The following is a 20,816-nucleotide window of genomic DNA, read 5'->3' as shown; positions in this document are numbered from 1 at the left end:
TGTCCAACTATAGTGTTCAACTGGGTAACAGGCCTCGCGCCGCCAATCTATCGGCAACAAAACCTAGGCTAAACTTGTCGAGAGTGGCCCGAGTTGGCGCACCGGTTTGAATATCCCAACCAAAGGCTTCATAGAACATGTCCAGCGCCGTTTGCATGTCTGCGCGGTCCATCTTGATGGTGCCCTCTTGACCGAAGTTTTTATCTGGATTCAAATCATAAACCCAGTCACTGAGTACATCATGCTCTTCGCGCATATTGCTTTCATTCATTTGCAATACGGTTAAGGCACGGTGTAAATGCAGCACTCTTTCCGCCTTAAAGTCCAATTCCGTTTCTGTGGTTTCAATCCCAGTCACTAAACTGAACATCTGCGATTCAATGGTGCTATCGCCTTCATAGTTACGATTTTTATCCGGTGATGCCAACAATGGGAACATCCAGTTACACAGTGTCAGAGAGTCATGTAATACGTTTTTCACCAGCGACCATTTTGCAAAACGGATCTTAGCCGCATTGATTGGGGTATACCAATTCACCTTATCGAATGCACCTTCACCCCATTTTTTCTCGGCAATCGCCACTGTCATATCGTGTGGCAAACCACTGTTAACTATGTTGATGTGGGAATGGCACTGAGCATCACGGTTAAAGACCACGTTGATTAACGTACCCACCTGACCCGCGGTTTCACTGGCATGGTGCACGGCAGCATTGGTTTTCTTGTTGAATACCTTAGTGGCACTTTCTTTATGAATATCCCAATTACCTAACTTAGGATTGGTTCCATCTAACCCCCAACGCTTGATCAAATCATATAAGCCGTCGGCCATATGGGAAATTTCACCTTCTTTAAACGCCACTCGGCGATAAAAATCAAGTAAGAAAGCGGGATCTTGGTTATCCCAGAGCGCCCAAGGAATGCTGTTAAATTCATCTTCAGGTAATAAATGCTTAAACATATCCTTTGTTTTTAGGAATTTAAATAGATGAGAAATGGAGCCATAGTTACACCAAATACCATAGTCATCGAGAATATGAGCCCCTAAAGCGCCCGCCATCGCATGTGCTTCTGTACCATTTTTGGTGCCCATTAAATACTGTGGTACGAGGAATCCCATACAGACGTTAGATATATGTTCGGTTTTACGACCGTATTTGCTTTTCAATTCAGGGACTTTTAGCTCGCAGAAGCAACGTATTGGGCATGAATGACAGCCTCCCGTACGCTTCATCCACTTATTGGCATATTCCACACCTATGTAGCTTTCTGCCATCGAAGTTCGAAACCCAATACGATTGCGTTCATTCCATGGCACTTCGCCTAAATCGATTTCTTGATCGGCAGCGCCCCACTTCAAACCGGGCCGAGATTTCCAGCGGCTGATGGGTGCTGAGTACTCAGCCCAAGATTGCGGCGTTGAAGGAACGACACCATTATTGTTGGCACCGATAATACCTAAAATATGGTCATCTAAGGCACGCATCTTTTCATTATTGGCGGCGATTTTAACGGCACCAGTGCCGATAATGCCGATCCCTTTACAATTTTTGGACCCCATTACCGAGCCATGACCACCTGCTGAATGCCCGCCCTGAGTCATAATGACAGAAAGAGGCACTTGGTTTTCACCCGCTTGGCCAATCGCAGCGACTTGTGCATTGGGTCCCATCATTTGCGCGATCATGGCGTGGGTATCAAATATACCTTTACCCCATAGGGCATCGGCAGGCTCAATCGTGACCTTATCATCCACAATTTTAAGCCACACAGGACTGCTCGCTTTCCCTTCTATTGCAATCGCATCGAAACCCGCAAATTTCATTGCGGGTGAAAAATGCCCACCAAAGTGACCATCGGCAATCAGATGTTTTTCAATTACGGGACTACGGGAAGTAATGGTTGTTCGTCCAGTACAAATAACGCCTGAACCCGTTAATGGCCCCGCAGAAAAGACGATAATATTATCTGGGTCGATTGCTGTAATATTATCCTTATGATCATCCCACAATATTTTATAACCAATCCCCATACCACCGATATAGTCATAATATTTATTGATTGGCTCATACCATATATGATTAGTTGTTAAATTAACTCTGAGGACTTTACCCGCCCAACCACCTATTTTATCACTCATATTATTTCTCCTGAATTTAAGAAACTAAGCCGGTATATTTTTCATATTGTTCTAATGCAGCTTCAGCCTCTTCCCAGTTATAAAATTTAATTGCACCTGTAGGACAAACTTGCGCGCAGGCAGGTTTACCGTTACATAAATCACATTTGACGGCTTTCATTTTACTGCGAACAACTTTAATGACTTGCTGAGGACACTTATCTGCACAATAACCACATCCGACACAACGTTCTTCATCAATCACTTTGGCGCCAGTCTGTTCATTCGTTGAAATAGCTTGCTGTGGACAAACTTCAGTGCAAACTTCGCAGTGGCGACAAGTGGAAGGAACAACGGTTTTATCGCCGCATTCTCCTCGTTGTATTTCATAGTCAAATTGCACACCATGTGGGCCATAGTTCATATTTCTTTCTACTTTGACGCGGGCAAGTGTCGGACTGCTATCCCCTTCATGGTTCCAACCACAGGCAATTTCACAGCGTCTGCAGCTAACACAAACCGTAGGGTTCACCACCATGAGTCCACCAGGCATGACTTCTACTATCTCTTGGCTATTACTGTCACTGCCACAACCGGTCAGAAAACTTATTAATGTTCCGCTATAAACTGTACCGACAGCAACGCCCATACCGCCTTTAAGCATTCCTCTTCTGGTAATCATATTTGATCCTTTATTAGTCAAAGCAATATAATTAAAATATGCATACACTTTGATTCCCGACAATTTATGCTAAAGTAATTATGTCTTTGATTTTTAACCTGCGTCACAATTACCCATATTGGGGCATTATTAGATCAAGTTACACGACATGCGTCAGAGTAACGTTTTCAAGAATTAACAATTCAAAATCTAGCAAATTTAAATAATGCTTCACTTCAAATTACCTTAATACAATTAACAAATAACTTTTAAATTTGGTTAATTAAGTGCAACTCGACTCATAACTAAGTTAATATCTATACCGCATACATTCCGATTAGAGTCCCGACAGAATCTAATTAAAAAGGAATGGAAAATGATGAAAACGAATACCCGTTCTCAATGGAAAATCTTTACGCCAATGGCAGTCGTAGTCTGTCTGATGACAGCCTGTTCCGATGGTGACGATGGGAAAGAAGGTCCACCAGGGATTGTGAGTATCAGCATTGAACAAGCGGATACACTCAAAGCGACAATAGAAAATGTGGTTATCGATGCACAAACTCATGTGCAGGTCGATTTCTTCCTCAGCAATGCCAATGGTATTGCGGTCACAGGACTAGAAAACCTGAAGGAGCTAGATACCTTAGGTGTCGGTATTGCCAAATTAGCACCGCCGCAGGAGCACTATCAAATCACCCAAGCCGCGGCGAATGCTATGGCAACAACTGGCACAGAAGTCACTAACTCTGCAGCAAGCGCGACAGATGCTGCGTTGCAATGGACCAGTTACATCAATAATCAAGTAGAACCTGCCACAAATGCCCAAGCGAATGCACAGACTCAGTGGCAAGCTGGCATTGAAAGCAGCTGTAAAACGGCGTGTCTAACCTCATTAGGCGCGGGCCAATACCGTTACACTTTGAGTAAACCACTCACGGGTTACTCCCAATTTACGGGGATAGATACCCAGTACTCGCCTGAGCTCACCCACAGGATTTACCTAGAGTTAAAACCGTTAGCAAACAGCACAATCGACACTCAGTTGATCAACAGCGTGTACGATTTTGTGCCCGCCACAGGACAGACTGTCGCGGCGGATATGGGCCGTAAAGTGATCGCGCCGGAACAAGCCTGTTTTCGATGCCATAACCCAGACTTAGCCAATACCGATACTCGCCTTTTGATGCACGGCAATAAACGTTTTGCCTTTGAGGGCTGCGTTGTCTGTCACACGACTTACTCTGGCGATCCTGAAACGGGTAATAGCCTTGATATGGCGACATTGACACACCAGATCCACCAAGCCAAATATCAAATTGTAGGTTACAAGGGGCAGCTATATGACTACGCCAATGTGACCTTTCCCGGTGATATGACCCAATGTCAGCAATGCCATATTCCCGGCGCAACGGCGCAAAGTGGCAATAGTAATATCCCCAGTAAAACCGCGTGTCTTGACTGTCACAAAGCGCAAATTCCCGCAGATTGGAATGGCACTGTAGCGGGGTTATTCCACAATAGGGAAATTTTTGCCAACCCATGGACACTGGGCTGTAGCGGCTGCCACCCTGATAGCACTAATCCTGAAGGTGTCGGGCTTTTCCACAATGCCGCCGTGAAAACAGCCACTAAGCTGGTGAGCGATTACCAAGTTAAGTTACTGAGTTCGCAGCTAAGCGTTGAAGCTAAGACCCTTGCAGTGACATTGCAAGTGCAGCAAATGGAGCAACTGCCCGCCAGTCAACCTATGATAAAATCCTTCTGGTTGATTGCCACTGGTGAAACAAATAGCGCGAACATGCCAATCAATAACGGCCAGCGTAAAGTGTGGGATTTATTAGCAAACACGAGCGACGTCGCCTTAAAAATTACCGCACCCAATCAGCTAACCGTCACTATATCTAACCTGTCGGCTGCCGATTTTGGCGATCTGAGTCAGTCAAAACTCTACAGTAAACTGGTGCTCTGTGCCGATAAAAATACCGGCTTTGCCGTTAACTGTAATATCGCAAATCAAGAGGTGAGTCTCAGTGCCATTAATTCGCTAAGCCTGCAAGGTCAAGCTGTTACGGCAAAAGCTAAGGTCGATGAACAGGCCTGTCGCCAATGTCATGATCAAGGATTAGAAGATAGAGTTCTGTCAGCGCATCAAATGAAAGGAATTTTTGAACCCAATAGCAGCTGTGGCACCTGTCATGCACCGCAAACAGCAACCGCACTGACCGATGGGCAATGTCAAAGTTGCCACAGTAATGATGCAATTATGTATCTCAATGCCAATGTGATGCATACTCCTGGGGCCAGCCAAATCAAGCCCTATCGCACCATCAACAATACTTTGAGCTACAGGGAAATGGTGCATTCACTGCATGCGGGAACCCGCACTGTAGTGGGTTTTGATAATCCACGTCCCGAACTCACTTACCCTAATGCAAAAAATAACTGTAGTGTTTGCCATAGCGCAGGACAGCTCAGTCTCAAGGGGCTAAGTGCACAACAATCCCTGTTAGTTGCGACACCCGATGCAGCCAACATAGGGCAAATTGCCGAGTACTCACCAACCTTAGCAACCTGCACGGCTTGTCACACGCTTATCGATAGTTTAGTCGTCCATGCACGCAGCTTTGGCGGAGTTTACCAAAGTGATGCCAGCGGTGGTCGAATTTACCAATCAGGACAGGAGTCATGCGCAACCTGTCATGCTGAAGGTCGCTCATCGGGGGTCGACAAGGTACACAAATAAGCCGTTAGATTTGATTTAATACCAAAAAAAACCGCTCACCATAATGGTGAGCGGCTTTATTTCATTCGTCCTATTTATCAATCTTTTGTCCGCACAAGGCTCAAAAGAGCAACGGCGAGCGCTTTACTTGATTTGACTTAGTTTAATGTCGTTGAGATTAAGGCTTGAGCACACTTTGGCTCTCTACTACCTGCGTTTGGCTATAGTCCTTAGGTCTAGAGTTCGACAAGGTCACACCACTTAAGGCTTCGGCGGTTAAGGTGTTATTGCCGTTCAATAAATCATTCAAGGTTCCAGAGTCGCCATTCACTAACCCTAATTCCCTAAGCATGGCATCGATAACAGGCGCATTGGCGCGATAGTTTAACGCTGCACTGGTCACTTGCTCGGCTATGCCACCTTGATGGTGAGCACCTTCGCCACCCGCAGCAAATTGATGACCTGCACCATAACCTTGAAGAATCTTAATACCTTCGATATTTTCTAACGGCTTAACGGCTTGGGCCACAATTTCAGGCAAGGCCTTCAAAATGGCGAGGGATTTTTGCAGGGCAATCTGCTCATCACTCAAGACGTTTTCAGCTTCGTAAAGCGCTTGTTTACCTGCAGCTTCAACGGCATACACTTTTTCATCCGCTTCGGCCTGCAGTTTTTTCGCATCGGCACTGGCGCGCGCTTCAATCAGAATCGCACTCGATCTGTCTTCAGCTGCACGTTTCTCAGCTTCGGCCTGCACTGTTACGCCGACAGCATCACGCTCAGCTTCCTTACGAGCATCAATCACTTCAATCTCTTTGCGACGATTAGCTTCTGCCACTTGGCGCGCTGTGATTACCGCTTCTTCTTTTTCAACTTTCAGTTTTTCGGCTTCAGCTGCACGAGCACGGGCAGCTGATTCTTCTTCAGATTTGGCCGCAACCGCAATGCGTTTTTCCTGCTCAGAAACTTCGATATCCCTTTGCTGTTGAATGCGCGATTGCTCAATCGACTTATACTTTTCAATCTCACGGGTTTCGATATCTTTGGTCTTTTCGATTTCAGCGGTTTCAATGGCGCGCTCTTTGGCAATCTCGGCTTCGCGTTCTTCACGAGCCTTGTTTTCTTTCTGCTTAATAATCTCCGCTTTTTGATCGGCGCGTTTAAATTCTAACGACTGTTGCTGGATCAGGCGCGCTTCTTCTTCCGACTTTTCAATCTCTAAGGATTCCTTTTCAGCTTCAAGGTTACGCTGCTCGATCTTAATGCGGTTTTCCTGCTGAATATCGTTGGTTTCCTTGCGTTTCTCTTCGATAATCTTCGCCAGACGCGCACGACCTTCGGCGTCAAATGCGTTGTTTTCATTAAAAAACTGCAAATCAGTTTGATCGAAACCCGTTAATGAAACCGATTCGAGTTCGAGACCGTTTTTCTCCAGATCGTTGGCGACGTTATTTTGCACCCGTTGCACAAAATCGGCACGCTGCTCATGCATCTCTGTCATGGTCATTTCGGCGGCCACGGCACGCAGCACGTCAACAAACTTAGACTCCATCAGCTTTTTAAGCTCTTCAACGCGGTTTGTACGCGTGCCTAAGGTTTGCGCTGCCATTGAAATACCATCGGAATGTGGGGCAACACGCAAGTAGAAATCGGCCTTCACATCGACACGCATTCTGTCCTTAGTGATCAGCGCATCTTTCTGGGTTTTCTCCACTTCGATACGCAGAGTGTTCATGTTTACCGAGATGGTTTCATGTAATACAGGCAACACAATAGCGCCGCCATCTTTAATGATTTTCTCACCACCAAAGCCGGTACGCACAAAGGCCATTTCTTTGGTTGCACGTTTATATAGCTTGGCGAAAATTAACCCGATCACAATCAGGCCGAGTAGCACCATACCCGCAACGAGCAAAATAAAACTACCGGATGAACCTACGTTTGTTAACACATCCATTTGATTTCCTTTCAATTGATTTATGGCTTGGGAAGATTAATTATCAAAACGCGTAGCAGACCAGACTCGGCCTTCTCGCTTAAGCAGCACGACTTGAGTGCCTGAGGCAAACTCGATATCCGAAGTTTCGGGCTCGACTAAAACGTAATGTTTTTGTTGATGTTTATCGCGAACGACAGCTTCAGAGGGCATGCCTTTAATTGCGCAACCTAAGGTGATAGTGCCGACATAGCCGCTAAGATCATCTAGCGAGATCGCACTCGATTCATTTTTAGGCAAATGATCAGCAAGTACTCGGCCAAAATAACGGCAAGAAAATGCACTGGCGACAATAGCAATGGGTAAAGTGAACAGTTGCGGCAGTAAAAAACTGGCAACACTAACACTGATAAAATTGACGATATAACCCGCAATCGCAAAACTGGTCAGCGCAAGCACAAACCAAATAAGTAATGGGAGTCTATTTAGACACAGCCAACCGGCAATGCCCGTGAGTCCACCCGCGCCCACATCAGCATCATATTCCACATCAGCAGGTACCCATTGGTCTAACGCACTTAACATGCTTAAACCTATGAATAATGCGAAGACTTCAAACACACCAAGGGCCAGTACGCAGGCAAAAGCTATGGTGTAAGGTAAATTAGGCTGTTCAACTAAAAACGCCCACATAATCATCTCCTTGAACAATACATCATTCCATTTATTTCACTGTAATTATCGACTTAACCATCACAGAATAGCAAGGCAAGCACAATTTCCAAACTAAAAATTGTCCCTAAAACAGATTTTGACTATCGCTCTGCTGCGCCAAAATCGCGTGACCATCTTCGCTATTAGTACCCTATCGAAAACCACTTTAACACTACAACTCCCTTTTTAACTTAGCGCTAGCGCTGCAAATAGCCGCAATCGCCATATATGGCGTGGATGCCATTTATTCAGGAGCAATAAATGGCCTTGCCTCAAGTGCGTTACTATAGCGTTAATATCAGCCCACTGAGTCCTGCATCTTTAGGTTGTTTGAGTATACTGTTGACGTCATTATATGATCATCCTGTTATTGTTATTTATTCGCGCAGGATTTGATGCGCCAGAAGGGAAATTCCATGGACTCACCCAAGAGCAAAGTACCAACACCAAGTTACGATAAACTGACAGCACATTTTCAAAAAATTTCTCACTTTGAACATTTCAGCGCTCTAGGTGACTGGGATCAAGCAGCCATGATGCCTATGGGCGGTAATAGCGATCGCGGCGATGCAATGGCTGAACTGGCGCGACATATCCACACACTCAAAACCTCAACCATATTAGCTGAACACTTACACGGCGCGACGGACGAATCTCTCACAACGGAACAACAAGCTAACCTGCGGGAAATGCAGTACCAATATCAACAGGCAAATTTAGTGCCCGGCGATCTCGTGCAAGCCAAAACTAAAATGGCCTATCAATGTGAAAATGCGTGGCGTGAACAACGTAAAAATAATGACTGGCAAGGCTTTAAACCAAACCTTAAAGCAGTAATTGCACTTGCTAAGGAAGAAGCGCAGATCCGCGGCGAAGCCCAGAATATTTCCCCCTATGATGCCCTGCTCAATAAATTTGAACCGGGAATGACCTCGCCAAAGCTGGAGCAAACCTTTGGCGGACTGAAAGATTGGCTACCGACACTTATCCAAGAAGTGCTAGCTAAACAGGCAAACGAGCCTAAGTTAACGCTAAATGGTCCCTTCGATGTTAGCGCGCAGCAAGCCCTTGGCCGAGACGTAATGGATTTTCTAGGGTTTGACTTTAACCACGGCAGGCTGGATATCAGCAGTCATCCATTTTGTGGCGGCGTGCCAAGCGATGTGCGGATAACGACCCGCTACAATGAGGCTGATTTTAGCAGTGCTATCATGGGCATAGTTCATGAAACAGGCCATGCCAGATACGAGCAAGGTTTACCTCAAGCGTGGCGCGGACAACCTGCAGGACTGGCGCGTTCTATGGGTATCCACGAGAGCCAGAGTTTATTCTGCGAAATGCAACTCGGGGCAAATCCGGCATTTTTACGCCAATTGCAGCCTAAAATTGCGCAACATCTTCATTGTCATTTTAGCGCCCAAGAATTAGCACAGCATTACACCCGCGTAGCGCCCGAACTTATCCGCGTCGATGCCGATGAAGTCACCTATCCTTGCCACATTTTACTGCGCTTTGAGGCAGAAAAAGCCTTTATCGACGGCAGCTTAACCGTAGATGATTTGCCTGACTTTTGGTCGACGCAGATGCAACAACTGCTGGGGATTAATACCGATGGCAACTACCAAGACGGTTGCATGCAGGATATCCATTGGGCCGTTGGTGAACTAGGGTATTTTCCCAGCTATACCTTAGGCGCCATGTATGCCGCCCAATGCCGTTTTGCGATGGAAAAAGCCTTAGGACCAATTGAAACCCTGATCGATGCAGGCAAGTTGAACTCTGTATTCCAATGGTTGAGTGAACACATTTGGTCTAAGGGATCTTTGCTCACAACCGATGAACTGATACGCCAAGCAACGGGCGAAACCCTAAATGGTCAATATCTTGAGCGTCACCTGCGCCAACGATATCTGGGCACTTAACCGCTGCTAATACTTATACCCAAGCTACCTGAAGAGTCGAGTTTCAGAGCGCCTAGGGTGCATCAATTCAAGGCGCATCAATGACAGAATGTCGGCCACCTTTTGAATTGATGCAACACGGAAGTGAAGTGCCCTAGGCGCTCCGTCCCGGCGGGTTTTAACGCACTTTATGCTGCGTTGGTTATTTTTAACTTAGCCCACTAGGTCTGCAAATAACCGCCTTGCCTAAAGTGCGTTAAATTCCCGCTGAATCCTGTATCTTCAGGTTGTTTGGGTATACAAGCGCTGAAAGCTCAATTTATAAGGGTTTTAAAGCGCTTTATATTACCGCTGGAGCCTGCATTTTAACGCTGCTTGAGGTTATAATGCCGAGCTTATTTGAATCAGGACTCTTTCCACGGAGTTCCTTCAACAGGACTCTTGAAACAGGATAAATGTCAGCCATGTTACTGCGTGCAATCACCCCAGAGGATTGGGATGCCATTTTAGCGATCCAAGACGAGTGTTACTCACAACTGGATCCTGAGCCACTGCACGTCCTGCAAAGTAAATGGCAGGTATCACCTCAGTCCTGTTTTGTGTTCGAAGTGGATAAGTCGGTTGTCGGTTATTGCTTGGCTCACCCATGGACCGCCAATATGCCGCCCGCGCTATATCAGCCCATCACCCATTTACCCAAGGCTGATACCTTATACCTACACGATATTGCGATTTCGGCCAAAGCCCAAGGTTTAGGCGCCGGCGCTAAGGCGCTGACCCGCCTAACACTACTGGCTGATCGCTATAATCTCAATTCCTTATCCCTCGTAGCCGTACAAGGTGCCGACAGCTATTGGCTTAAAATGGGTTTTAAACCTAAGGCAATCGATAAATGCCTTGGCAGCTATACTGACGATGCTATGTATATGATTTATAAATTTAATCATAGAGATGAAAAATGAATCCAACCCTAACCACTATCGGTTTACTTTGCTTAAGTAATATTTTTATGACCTTTGCTTGGTACGGGCATTTGAAAACGCTAGGCTCAAAACCTTGGATTATTGCGGCCTTAGTAAGCTGGGGTATCGCCCTATTTGAATACTTGCTGCAAGTGCCTGCTAACCGTATCGGCTACACAGTAATGAATGTCGGCCAGTTAAAAATTTTACAAGAAGTCATCACCTTAAGTTTGTTTGTCCCCTTTGCCTATTTCTATATGAAAGAACCATTGAAGCTCGATTATCTGTGGGCAGGACTGTGCATCTTAGGTGCTGTGTATTTTATTTTTAGAAGTGAATTTAATTAATTTCAGACTTATTTCAGGAGAGCTCCCCCATGGCCCGTCAAGTCACTTATACCTTCAAAGGTAAGACTAAAACTATCGCCTTTAGCTACGACAAACACCATGATTTATATGAAGCTGTGGCCGAAGCCGAAGACATAGATCTGACCAAATTTTTGGCTATGGAACAGCAAGTCGCCATGACATCTCGTAAAGGTGCCAAGGCTGAAAAAGAATTCAGGAAAGTAGAGTTTGCCCGCTTTGGTTTTAGCAATATCCACTTTGTCAGAGATGAAGAACCTGAAGCCTAGGCTAATGTATTAATTGTTTTTTGTATTAGCTGTAAGCACTTCAATAACAGGACACTGTAATGCTCAATACCGAACATGCTAACTTCCCCCGCGCAGGATTCTTCCGCCGTCTAGGCGCTGCAATTTACGATTCGATGTTAGCCGTGGCCGTCTATATGGTTGCTGGCGCAATGGGCTTTGGGATTTTCTACGGCCTCACCGCTTCAGGACTGGCTGGCATGAATGGCTTTGAACATGTCTCAGATGCACTCAATGGCACGCCAGTTTATCAGGGAATTTATCAACTCTGGCTTGCCTTGTGTGTCGGCACTTTCTACGCATTATTCTGGAGTAAGGGCGGTCAAACCTTAGGGATGCGCGCTTGGCGGCTTAAAATTCAGCATCCTAATGGCCAAAACTTAAGCCTAATCACTGCCTACGCTCGCATCATTTGGTCACTGCTCGGTATTGGCAATTTATGGATTTTAATCAATGATGATAAACGCGCACTGCAGGATATGATGACTCGCTCAGAAGTGGTCGTGCTGTCTAAAGAAGCCAATCAAATGCGTAACTGGCATGGGGCATAAATTTACTCTTAAGTAAATCCGAAATACAAAAAACGACGCAACAGCGTCGTTTTTTATGGGCTATTTTTAATTGACGGAATCCGGAGTAAGGAGTAATAAGCTGCGTATCATCGCCGGATAAAGTAGAAGGCAACGCCAGTAAACAACAAGCTTGGCGCAACAGCCCCCACATAAGCAGGTAGCTCATACACTATACTCATGGGGCCAAAAATCTCATTACTGATATAAAAGCTAAAACCTGCTACGACCCCAAGTAATACGCGCGCACCCATAGTCACAGTCCGCAGCGGACCAAATACAAACGACAGTGCCACTAACATCATCACTGCGACCGTCACGGGTTGCATCACCTTGCGCCACAGCGCTAGCTCATAACGGCTGGGATCTTGACTGTTAGTTTTAAGGTAATCAAGATAACCGACCAGACCCCGTATAGATAACGCCTCGGGTTTAATCGACACTACGCTGAGCTTATCTGGCGTTAAACTCGATTGCCATTGGTCTTCTTCAAGATACTCAAGCACGACTTTTTCATAGCTTAAATCTGTACGTTTAACGTCAAATAAACGCCAGCGATCTTGGGAAAATACCGCTCGGTCTGCGTGAACTACGTTGGTGAGCTTAAGTTCGCTATTGAATTTATAAAGCGTGATATTGCTGAGTTTATTGATGTTTTCAACTTCACCAATATTAACGAACAAATCACCATCCTTTGCCCAAATTCCACGGTGGGACTTAATTAAACTCCCACCAGAGAGTTTAACAGCTTGCAACTCATTGGCTTTTTGCTCAGCAATCGGTGCGCCCCACTCCCCTAAAACCATCACCAATAACATCAAAGGCACAGCAGTTTTCATCGCCGACATAGTGATCTGCAAACGTGACATGCCAGAAGCTTGCATCACCACAAGTTCGGAATTCGATGCCAACATTCCCATACCAATCAAAGCGCCTAGCAAGACGGCCATAGGAAAAAACATTTCAATATCCCGTGGCACTAAAAATAAAACATAGATGCCAGCATCCATCATACTGTAGGTGCCACGGCCAACTAAACGCAGCTGGTCAACCCATTTGATAATCCCTGATAAACCAGTCAACACCAGCAAACAAAGCGCTGAAGTGCTTAACAATATTCTGGCGATATAAAGGTCTAATATCTTCATGCTGCCACCTTCTTATTGGCAAACAAGGACGATATACGACTGAAAATAGGCCTATCTTTGCCGAGCAAGAATAACCCCATCAAGAGCGCAGAAACATGGATCCACCACATACCTAAATACTGTGGAATAATCCCATCTTGCAATGCCTTACGTCCCGCGACCATCAGTCCAAAATAGCCAAGATACAAAAGAACTGCCGGGAACATCTTAGCAAACTTACCTTGGCGCACATTCACCCGCGCCAACGGCACAGCAATCAGTGTCATAATTGGAATCGCGAGCGGGATAGCAAGACGCCAGTGGAATTCAGCCGCGGCTTCAGCACCTTCAATTTTCACGAGTTCATCAACGGGCAGTGCAGATAACTTACGGCGACGCTCATCAACTTGCTGCTCTTTAATTTGCATTTTATAACCACCAAATTCGATCATTTGGTAGTCCTTTGCCTTCGGGCTGCCTTGATAACGCACCCCGTCATTCAAGTTCAATTGTTGAGCACCTGAACTATCTTCCTGTACTCGTCCACCTTTAGCCACCACGACATTGGTCACGCCAGTTTCATCATCAGGATCAGGTAGTTGGGCTACAAACACTTTATCTAACTCGTTATCTTTACCAATACGCTCAACAAATAATACCGCGCGACCATTGGGACTCGCCTGAAAACGCCCTTGGATTAAGGCGGCAAGACCAGCTTCAGACTGGGCTTTTTCGAGCACTTGGTTTTGCTGTTCTTCTGCCCAAGGGGCTACATAAAGGGATAAATAGCCAGTAAACAGCATATTGATCACGGCGAGGATCAGCGTTACGCGGGTGACATACCACTCACTGACCCCAACACCGTGGAGAATGACCATTTCATTTTCGGAATACATACGGCCGTGGGCCAGTAAAATCCCCAAGAACAAACTTAACGGCAGCACTAAGATCACCAGATAAGGCAAGTTAAGCCCAATCAGAGTCATGATTAAAGAGGCGGGAAAATCGCCGTCGGAGGCATCGGCCAGTATACGCACGAAATGCTGGCTAATAAAAATAGTTAACAGCACTAAAAGTACCGCAATTTGTGCCTTTAAAACTTCTCGAATAAGGTATTTAAATACAATCACAGGCAGGATCCGGTCTCTAAACTTATCTTTTTGCTGGTAACAGACTAACTTTCATGTAAACTGTTTACTTTTGATAGTTTTCTGACCAGCTTCAGGGGTTCTAGGTAAACTTAACGTCACGAAATGCGTGACTCAAGCGCCGAGAATAAATCACCTTTGGAGTAATAACTTAGGCCCTTTTCGGGACAAGCAGACATTATCCAATAAATATAAAAATTTGTCTTTAAGAATCTAGGAGTGCTCATGGAGTTTAGCGTAAAGAGCGGTAGCCCCGAAAAACAACGCTCAGCCTGTATCGTGGTCGGTGTTTATGAACCCCGTCGTCTGTCGGGTATCGCGGAGCAATTAGATAAAATTAGCGAAGGTTATATCAGTAACCTACTGCGTCGTGGCGATCTGGAAGGTAAACCTGGCCAGATGTTATTGCTGCACCATGTTCCTAACGTATTGAGTGAACGTGTATTATTAGTGGGTTGTGGCAAAGAACGAGAACTAGACGAACGCCAATACAAACAAATCATCACTAAGACAATCAACACCCTTAACGAAACGGGTTCAATGGAAGCGGTTTGCTTCTTAACTGAACTGCACGTGAAAGGACGCGATACGTATTGGAAAGTACGTCAAGCGGTTGAAACCACTAATAGCAGTCTTTATAGCTTTGATGCCCTGAAGACCCGCAAAGGTGAAACTCGCCGTCCACTGCGTAAATTAGTGTTCAATGTCCCGACTCGCCGTGAATTAACCTTAGGTGAGCGCGCCATCGAGCATGGTATGGCTGTATCTGCTGGCATGCATTTATGTCGCGATGTAGCCAACATGCCACCGAACATCTGTAATCCAGCCTATTTAGCTTCTCAAGCTCGCCAAATGGCTGAAATACACGACACTCTGCATGTCACCACTATCGGTGAAGAGCAAATGGCCAAACTGGGCATGAACTCATACCTTGCAGTCGGTCGCGCCAGTGCCAATGAATCCATCATGACTGTGATGGAATACAAGGGCGCTGTCGATAGCACAGAAAAACCAATCGTATTAGTCGGTAAAGGGTTAACTTTCGACTCGGGTGGTATTTCATTGAAACCTGGCGAAGCCATGGACGAAATGAAGTACGACATGGGTGGCGCAGCAGGTGTTATCGGCACCATGAAAGCCATCTGTGATATGAAGTTACCTATCAACGTTGTGGGTATTCTGGCTGGCTGTGAAAACATGCCATCGGGTAATGCTTACCGTCCAGGTGACATTCTGACCACTATGTCAGGCCAAACCGTTGAAGTGTTAAATACCGATGCAGAAGGCCGTTTAGTCCTATGTGACGTATTAACCTATGTTGAGCGTTTCGATCCTGAATTGGTTATCGATACTGCAACCCTGACTGGCGCGTGTGTGATTGCACTTGGTAAACACGCATCGGGTCTGTTCTCATCGCATAACCCTCTAGCACACGAGCTATTAAGTGCCGGTGAGCAAAGTGGTGACCGCGCATGGCGTATGCCATTGTGGGATGAGTATCAAGATATGCTCGACAGCCCGTTTGCTGACATGACCAACTTAGGTGGCCGTCCTGCTGGAGCTATCACAGCAGCATGTTTCCTTTCGCGCTTTGCTAAAAAGTACAACTGGGCTCACTTAGACGTTGCAGGCACAGCTTGGAATAGCGGTGCTAACAAAGGTTCTACTGGCCGTCCAGTGCCACTATTGACTCAGTTCCTGATCAATCGTGCTGGCGTTGAACTCGGCGAATAACCAACTATCCGGCCTTAGTGTGTTAAAGGCTCGATAAATGAAAGGCGAAGATGAAAATCTTCGCCTTTTTTATTTTCTTAATTTAATCAGAAAATCGATTTCCTGAATAAATTAAGAAAATAAAAAAACTGAACAACTAATGGTTTTAGAATCATTTTTCAAAGAGTTATAGATCTACCCTCTTCATCTCCAACGGTTTGAAAGCATCCCATTAAGTCCCGCCAGACAGTGATAGATAAAACCTCACCGTAAGGTTTGCCCTAAGCATTAACCCATACTGACTTTTAGTGTAAACTGCTGCTTTCGTTCGCCACTAAAACAAGTGAAGCAAGGCATTGAAATCATGACTCAAGTGCTGTTTTATCTTATGCCGCCAGTGGCATCGCCTGCCAAAGCCAAGGCTGATTCACCTGTTGAAACCGCGAATGCGAACCCTGCACTTTGCGAGATGCATATTCTGGCATGCCAACTGGCGCAACAGGCTTTTGTGAAGCAACAATGGGTCTATATCCATTGCCAAGATAAACAGCAAGCCCATGCAATTGATGAACTTTTATGGCAGTTTGAGCCCAGTGCTTTTGTGCCCCATAACCTCAAAGGTGAAGGCCCGATGACAGGATCGCCGGTTGAAATTGGTTTTGATCGCCTCGGCGCCAACAAAAGTCGCCAAGTTCTGATTAATCTTGCAGACCAAGCGCCCCCATTTGCGGTAAACTTTGGCCACATTATCGATTTTGTTGCCAATGACGATCAGCATAAAGCGGTCGCTCGCGAACGTTATCGACAGTATCGCGGCTTAGGGGTCAATTTACAGACCCAAGACTTAGCAACACATCCACTTAATTAGTTTGAGACAGACACGTTCCCATGGAAAAAACATACGATCCGCAGTCCATCGAGCAAACGCTTTACCAAAACTGGGAAGAGCAAGGTTACTTCAAGCCACATGGCGATGAATCCAAAGGCAATTATTGCATCATGATCCCGCCACCTAACGTGACGGGCAGCTTGCACATGGGCCACGCCTTCCAAGACACCATCATGGATACCTTGACCCGTTATCAACGGATGAAAGGCAAAAATACCCTATGGCAAGTCGGTACCGACCACGCGGGTATCGCCACCCAAATGTTGGTTGAGCGCAAGCTTGAAGCCGAAGAAGGCAAAAATCGCCATGACCTAGGTCGCGATGCCTTTATGGATAAAGTGTGGGAATGGAAAGCGCAATCGGGCGGCACTATCACTAAGCAGCTACGTCGTATGGGCGCTTCTGTTGATTGGGACCGCGAGCGTTTCACTATGGACGAAGGCTTATCTAAGGCCGTGCAAGAAGTGTTTGTACGTCTGTACGAAGACGAGTTGATTTATCGCGGTAAGCGTTTGGTCAACTGGGATCCAAAGCTGCACACAGCTATCTCTGATTTAGAAGTGGAAAGCAAAGAAAAACAGGGCCACATGTGGCATCTGCGTTATCCACTGGCCGACGGTGAACTGACGGCCGATGGTAAAGACTATTTAGAAGTCGCTACCACGCGTCCAGAAACTATGCTCGGCGATAGTGCAGTTGCAGTGCATCCCGATGATGAACGCTATCAAGCGCTAGTCGGTAAGTTTATTCTATTGCCGATTGTTAACCGCCGCATTCCTATCGTGGCCGACGATTACGTCGACATGGCCTTTGGTACAGGGTGTGTGAAGATCACCCCTGCCCATGACTTTAACGACTATGAAGTCGGTAAACGTCACAACCTCCCAATGTTCAACGTACTGACCTTAGATGCCGCCATTCGTGCAAGCGCCGAAGTGGTGAACTCTGACGGTACTTTCAACAAAACGCTCGATGGCAGCCTGCCTGAACGTTTTGCCGGACTTGACCGTTTTAAAGCGCGCGATGCTATTGTCGCTGAATTTGACACCTTAGGTCTGCTCGAAAAAATCGCGCCTCACGCCTTGAAAGTGCCTTACGGCGATCGCTCCGGTGTGGTTATCGAGCCAATGCTGACCGACCAATGGTATGTGGCTGTTGCGCCAATGGCGAAAACCGCTATCGAAGCCGTCGAAAATGGCAGCATCAAGTTTGTGCCGCAGCAATACGAGAACATGTACTTCTCGTGGATGCGTGACATTCAAGACTGGTGTATTTCACGTCAATTGTGGTGGGGTCACCGTATCCCAGCTTGGTACGACGAAAACGGCAAAGTCTATGTCGGCCGCAACGAAGCCGAGGTACGTGCTAAGCACAATATTGCCGACTCAATGACATTACGCCAAGACGAAGACGTACTGGACACTTGGTTCAGCTCAGCCCTGTGGACTTTCTCGACCTTAGGTTGGCCTGACAATTTAGAAGATTTAAAAACCTTCCACCCAACCGACGTGTTGGTGACAGGTTTTGACATCATCTTCTTCTGGGTTGCCCGTATGATCATGATGACTATGCACTTCATCAAAGATGAAGACGGTAAACCACAAGTCCCGTTCAAAACCGTCTACGTAACCGGTCTTATCCGCGATGAAGCGGGTAACAAGATGTCAAAATCTAAGGGCAACGTACTCGATCCATTAGACATGATCGACGGTATCGGCCTTGAAGATTTAGTTGAAAAACGTACCGGTAATATGATGCAGCCACAACTGGCCGCCAAGATTGAAAAGAGCACTCGCAAAGAGTTTGCCGACGGTATCGAAGCCCACGGCACAGATGCACTGCGCTTTACGCTTGCGGCAATGGCATCAACGGGTCGTGACATCAACTGGGATATGAAGCGCTTAGACGGTTACCGTAGCTTCTGTAACAAGTTGTGGAACGCCTCACGCTACGTGCTGATGAACACAGAAGATCAAGATTGCGGCCCTGGCTCACCAGAGCACAAAGGTGGCGAGATGGAGCTGTCGTTAGCCGATCGCTGGATTATTGGCTTGTTCAATCAAACCGTTAAGACCTTTGACGATCACATGACAGCATACCGTTTCGACTTAGCGGCCAATACCCTGTATGAGTTCACTTGGAACCAGTTCTGTGACTGGTACTTAGAGTTAACCAAACCGGTATTGCAAAACGGCACTGAAGCACAAATGCGCGGCACCCGTCACACCTTAGTGACAGTGCTCGAAGCGATGCAGCGCCTGATGCACCCTATGATGCCGTATATCACAGAAACCATTTGGCAGCGCGTTAAACCGTTAGCCGGTGTAGCAGGTGATACCATTATGCTTGCGCCGTTCCCAACATTTGATGCCGCTAAAGTCGATAGCGCAGCAATGGCCGATTTAGAATGGGTTAAGCAAGTGATCGTAGCGGTGCGTAACATTCGCGCCGAACTGAACATTGCCCCATCTAAACCGCTAAATGCCCTACTTCGTGGTGTTAGCGCGCAGGATAAAGCCCGTGTAGAAGCAAACCAAACCTTCTTCACTACGCTTGCCCGCTTAGAAAGCATGACCATTTTAGCCGATGGCGAAACTGCGCCTATGTCGACCACAGGTTTAATTGGCGAAATGGAGCTGCTGATCCCTATGGCAGGCTTAATCGATGTCGCCGCCGAAATGGCCCGTATCGACAAACAGCTTGAAAAGCTCGGCCAAGAGATAGCTCGCATCGAAGGCAAATTGTCGAACCAAGGCTTCGTGGCAAAAGCCCCTGCCGACGTTATCGACAAAGAGCGCGCCAAGATGGCCGATCTCAAGCGAGATATGGACAAACTCAATGAACAAAAATCTGAGTTTGCTAAGTTAGAAGCTTAAGCTTCTCATTTACTCTGATTCACTTGTTATGATTAGTTCTAACTGAATGAAGGGCAGCCACTTGGCTGCCCTTCTTGTATCTATATCGCTGCAATCTTTGAGCAACTATGAGCCTTAATCTACGCTTTTGAGCCAGATGCCGCATTGAACCCGAGTCAATTCTAAACACTGCCATTTAACCTACGGCACAGTATTGAAACCACCTCACCATTCATCCTCATCATTCCCCGTGGTCTATCGCTCACGAGCTCACACGTAGCCCATCACTGCCGACATAAGTAAACACCACACATGTAGACTAAAGAACAGCTAATACCTCCAGAGGCAGCACTGAGAGACTGAAATTGAGTGCAAACATGAATATCTAATGTCGTCATAGACTCTCAACACAGGCAAAAGCAGATTCTTCAGTGAGTTGAACCTAAGAAAGAGAAGTGTTTAAAGCGAAATGGCTAAAGATAGCGACACCGAAGAAAGCTAAACCGAAGATAGCTAAACCATAGAATGATCAGCCGAAGGATAAGTAAACCAAGAGATGAGAGGTAAGCCGAAACGGATAAAGCAATAATGAGTTAACCATATATGGACGCCTCAGCTTTTACAACACTTTTGAATGATTGGTTCACTACCATATATTCGGCGTCTAAATAGGCTTTTTACCCGCGCCATGATGTAAATCCGAAACCTATTACCTTATCACTACATCGGCATTTAATGCCTTGGTCAAGTCAGGCTCTAATAGGTACGGTTGACCGTTTATTCATCAGTGCATGTAAACTTTTACGTGATGCTTAACGTCTTACGCAAACGCTTTATTAACGTCG

The 20,816-nt window shown here is 46.2% G+C and carries 15 protein-coding genes; 9 read left to right on the top strand and 6 right to left on the bottom strand.

Annotation, left to right across the window (positions count from 1 at the left end; all coding sequences use genetic code 11):
* Positions 1 to 16: 16 nt before the first annotated feature.
* Positions 17 to 2,140 (bottom strand): aldehyde ferredoxin oxidoreductase, encoded by a 2,124-nt coding sequence (locus L5M71_RS21260; protein ID WP_105251825.1) that lies wholly within the window; start codon positions 2,138 to 2,140, stop codon positions 17 to 19.
* Between the two features lie 16 nt (positions 2,141 to 2,156).
* Positions 2,157 to 2,801 carry a 4Fe-4S dicluster domain-containing protein gene (locus tag L5M71_RS21255; RefSeq protein WP_105251824.1) on the bottom strand — a complete coding sequence of 215 codons (645 nt, stop codon included), beginning with the start codon at positions 2,799 to 2,801 and terminating at the stop codon, positions 2,157 to 2,159.
* Between the two features lie 355 nt (positions 2,802 to 3,156).
* Between L5M71_RS21255 and L5M71_RS21250 the strand changes: the two genes are divergently transcribed.
* Positions 3,157 to 5,526, top strand: coding sequence for an OmcA/MtrC family decaheme c-type cytochrome (locus tag L5M71_RS21250; protein WP_263209654.1), 2,370 nt, complete (start codon positions 3,157 to 3,159; stop codon positions 5,524 to 5,526).
* 157 nt (positions 5,527 to 5,683) lie between these two features.
* On the opposite strand, the gene L5M71_RS21245 is transcribed toward L5M71_RS21250, so the two are convergent.
* Together L5M71_RS21245 and L5M71_RS21240 are read right to left on the bottom strand one after the other, a co-directional pair.
* On the bottom strand, positions 5,684 to 7,462 hold the full coding sequence (locus L5M71_RS21245) for a flotillin family protein (RefSeq protein ID WP_028761347.1): 1,779 nt from the start codon (positions 7,460 to 7,462) through the stop codon (positions 5,684 to 5,686).
* Between the two features lie 36 nt (positions 7,463 to 7,498).
* Positions 7,499 to 8,134: a YqiJ family protein gene (locus L5M71_RS21240; RefSeq protein WP_263209652.1), complete on the bottom strand. Its 636-nt coding sequence runs from the start codon at positions 8,132 to 8,134 to the stop codon at positions 7,499 to 7,501.
* 437 nt (positions 8,135 to 8,571) lie between these two features.
* On the opposite strand from L5M71_RS21240, the gene L5M71_RS21235 reads away from it, so the two are divergent.
* The 5 genes from L5M71_RS21235 (at position 8,572) to L5M71_RS21215 (ending at position 12,221) form a co-directional block, all read left to right on the top strand.
* The gene (locus L5M71_RS21235; RefSeq protein ID WP_263209649.1) at positions 8,572 to 10,077 is read left to right on the top strand and encodes a carboxypeptidase M32; all 1,506 of its coding nucleotides are present in this window, start codon (positions 8,572 to 8,574) and stop codon (positions 10,075 to 10,077) included.
* Positions 10,078 to 10,520: 443 nt separating this feature from the next.
* Positions 10,521 to 11,018 carry a GNAT family N-acetyltransferase gene (locus tag L5M71_RS21230; protein WP_113939489.1) on the top strand — a complete coding sequence of 166 codons (498 nt, stop codon included), beginning with the start codon at positions 10,521 to 10,523 and terminating at the stop codon, positions 11,016 to 11,018.
* Positions 11,015 to 11,365 (top strand): DMT family protein, encoded by a 351-nt coding sequence (locus tag L5M71_RS21225; RefSeq protein ID WP_006082592.1) that lies wholly within the window; start codon positions 11,015 to 11,017, stop codon positions 11,363 to 11,365. The genes L5M71_RS21230 and L5M71_RS21225 overlap by 4 nt, the downstream gene beginning before the upstream one ends.
* A gap of 29 nt (positions 11,366 to 11,394) precedes the next feature.
* Positions 11,395 to 11,652, top strand: a complete 258-nt coding sequence (locus L5M71_RS21220) for a DUF2960 domain-containing protein (RefSeq protein ID WP_263209647.1) — start codon at positions 11,395 to 11,397, stop codon at positions 11,650 to 11,652.
* Positions 11,653 to 11,711: 59 nt separating this feature from the next.
* A complete protein-coding gene (locus L5M71_RS21215; RefSeq protein ID WP_131523600.1) occupies positions 11,712 to 12,221 on the top strand; it encodes an RDD family protein in 510 nt (169 codons plus the stop codon).
* A gap of 107 nt (positions 12,222 to 12,328) precedes the next feature.
* Here L5M71_RS21215 and lptG read toward each other — a convergent pair whose 3' ends face one another.
* Positions 12,329 to 13,387, bottom strand: coding sequence for an LPS export ABC transporter permease LptG (gene lptG, locus L5M71_RS21210; protein WP_105251819.1), 1,059 nt, complete (start codon positions 13,385 to 13,387; stop codon positions 12,329 to 12,331).
* Positions 13,384 to 14,496 carry an LPS export ABC transporter permease LptF gene (lptF, locus tag L5M71_RS21205; protein ID WP_263209645.1) on the bottom strand — a complete coding sequence of 371 codons (1,113 nt, stop codon included), beginning with the start codon at positions 14,494 to 14,496 and terminating at the stop codon, positions 13,384 to 13,386. Before lptF ends, lptG begins: the two co-directional genes overlap by 4 nt.
* A 243-nt stretch (positions 14,497 to 14,739) precedes the next feature.
* On the opposite strand from lptF, the gene pepA reads away from it, so the two are divergent.
* From pepA to L5M71_RS21190, 3 genes are all read left to right on the top strand, one after another.
* Complete coding sequence (pepA, locus tag L5M71_RS21200) at positions 14,740 to 16,248, top strand: leucyl aminopeptidase (RefSeq protein ID WP_006082597.1); 1,509 nt, start codon at positions 14,740 to 14,742, stop codon at positions 16,246 to 16,248.
* Between the two features lie 343 nt (positions 16,249 to 16,591).
* Entirely contained in the window at positions 16,592 to 17,095 is a 504-nt protein-coding gene (locus L5M71_RS21195) for a DNA polymerase III subunit chi (protein ID WP_263209642.1), read from the top strand.
* Between the two features lie 20 nt (positions 17,096 to 17,115).
* Positions 17,116 to 19,992, top strand: a complete 2,877-nt coding sequence (locus L5M71_RS21190; protein WP_263209640.1) for a valine--tRNA ligase — start codon at positions 17,116 to 17,118, stop codon at positions 19,990 to 19,992.
* Positions 19,993 to 20,816 lie beyond the last annotated feature (824 nt).

The sequence above is a fragment of the Shewanella sp. SW1 genome, assembly GCF_025653545.1.
In the GTDB taxonomy this organism is placed as follows: Bacteria; Pseudomonadota; Gammaproteobacteria; order Enterobacterales; family Shewanellaceae; genus Shewanella; species Shewanella oncorhynchi.
Note: the sequence above shows the minus strand (reverse complement) of the source record. Positions and strands in the feature narration are given on the sequence as shown.

Coding starts and splice junctions, on each gene's coding strand:
- L5M71_RS21260 (WP_105251825.1), bottom strand. CDS start 2,140: ATGAGTGATAAAATAGGTGGTTGGGCGGGTAAAGTCCTCAGAGTTAAT.
- L5M71_RS21255 (WP_105251824.1), bottom strand. CDS start 2,801: ATGATTACCAGAAGAGGAATGCTTAAAGGCGGTATGGGCGTTGCTGTC.
- L5M71_RS21250 (WP_263209654.1), top strand. CDS start 3,157: ATGATGAAAACGAATACCCGTTCTCAATGGAAAATCTTTACGCCAATG.
- L5M71_RS21245 (WP_028761347.1), bottom strand. CDS start 7,462: ATGGATGTGTTAACAAACGTAGGTTCATCCGGTAGTTTTATTTTGCTC.
- L5M71_RS21240 (WP_263209652.1), bottom strand. CDS start 8,134: ATGTGGGCGTTTTTAGTTGAACAGCCTAATTTACCTTACACCATAGCT.
- L5M71_RS21235 (WP_263209649.1), top strand. CDS start 8,572: ATGGACTCACCCAAGAGCAAAGTACCAACACCAAGTTACGATAAACTG.
- L5M71_RS21230 (WP_113939489.1), top strand. CDS start 10,521: ATGTTACTGCGTGCAATCACCCCAGAGGATTGGGATGCCATTTTAGCG.
- L5M71_RS21225 (WP_006082592.1), top strand. CDS start 11,015: ATGAATCCAACCCTAACCACTATCGGTTTACTTTGCTTAAGTAATATT.
- L5M71_RS21220 (WP_263209647.1), top strand. CDS start 11,395: ATGGCCCGTCAAGTCACTTATACCTTCAAAGGTAAGACTAAAACTATC.
- L5M71_RS21215 (WP_131523600.1), top strand. CDS start 11,712: ATGCTCAATACCGAACATGCTAACTTCCCCCGCGCAGGATTCTTCCGC.
- lptG (WP_105251819.1), bottom strand. CDS start 13,387: ATGAAGATATTAGACCTTTATATCGCCAGAATATTGTTAAGCACTTCA.
- pepA (WP_006082597.1), top strand. CDS start 14,740: ATGGAGTTTAGCGTAAAGAGCGGTAGCCCCGAAAAACAACGCTCAGCC.
- L5M71_RS21195 (WP_263209642.1), top strand. CDS start 16,592: ATGACTCAAGTGCTGTTTTATCTTATGCCGCCAGTGGCATCGCCTGCC.
- L5M71_RS21190 (WP_263209640.1), top strand. CDS start 17,116: ATGGAAAAAACATACGATCCGCAGTCCATCGAGCAAACGCTTTACCAA.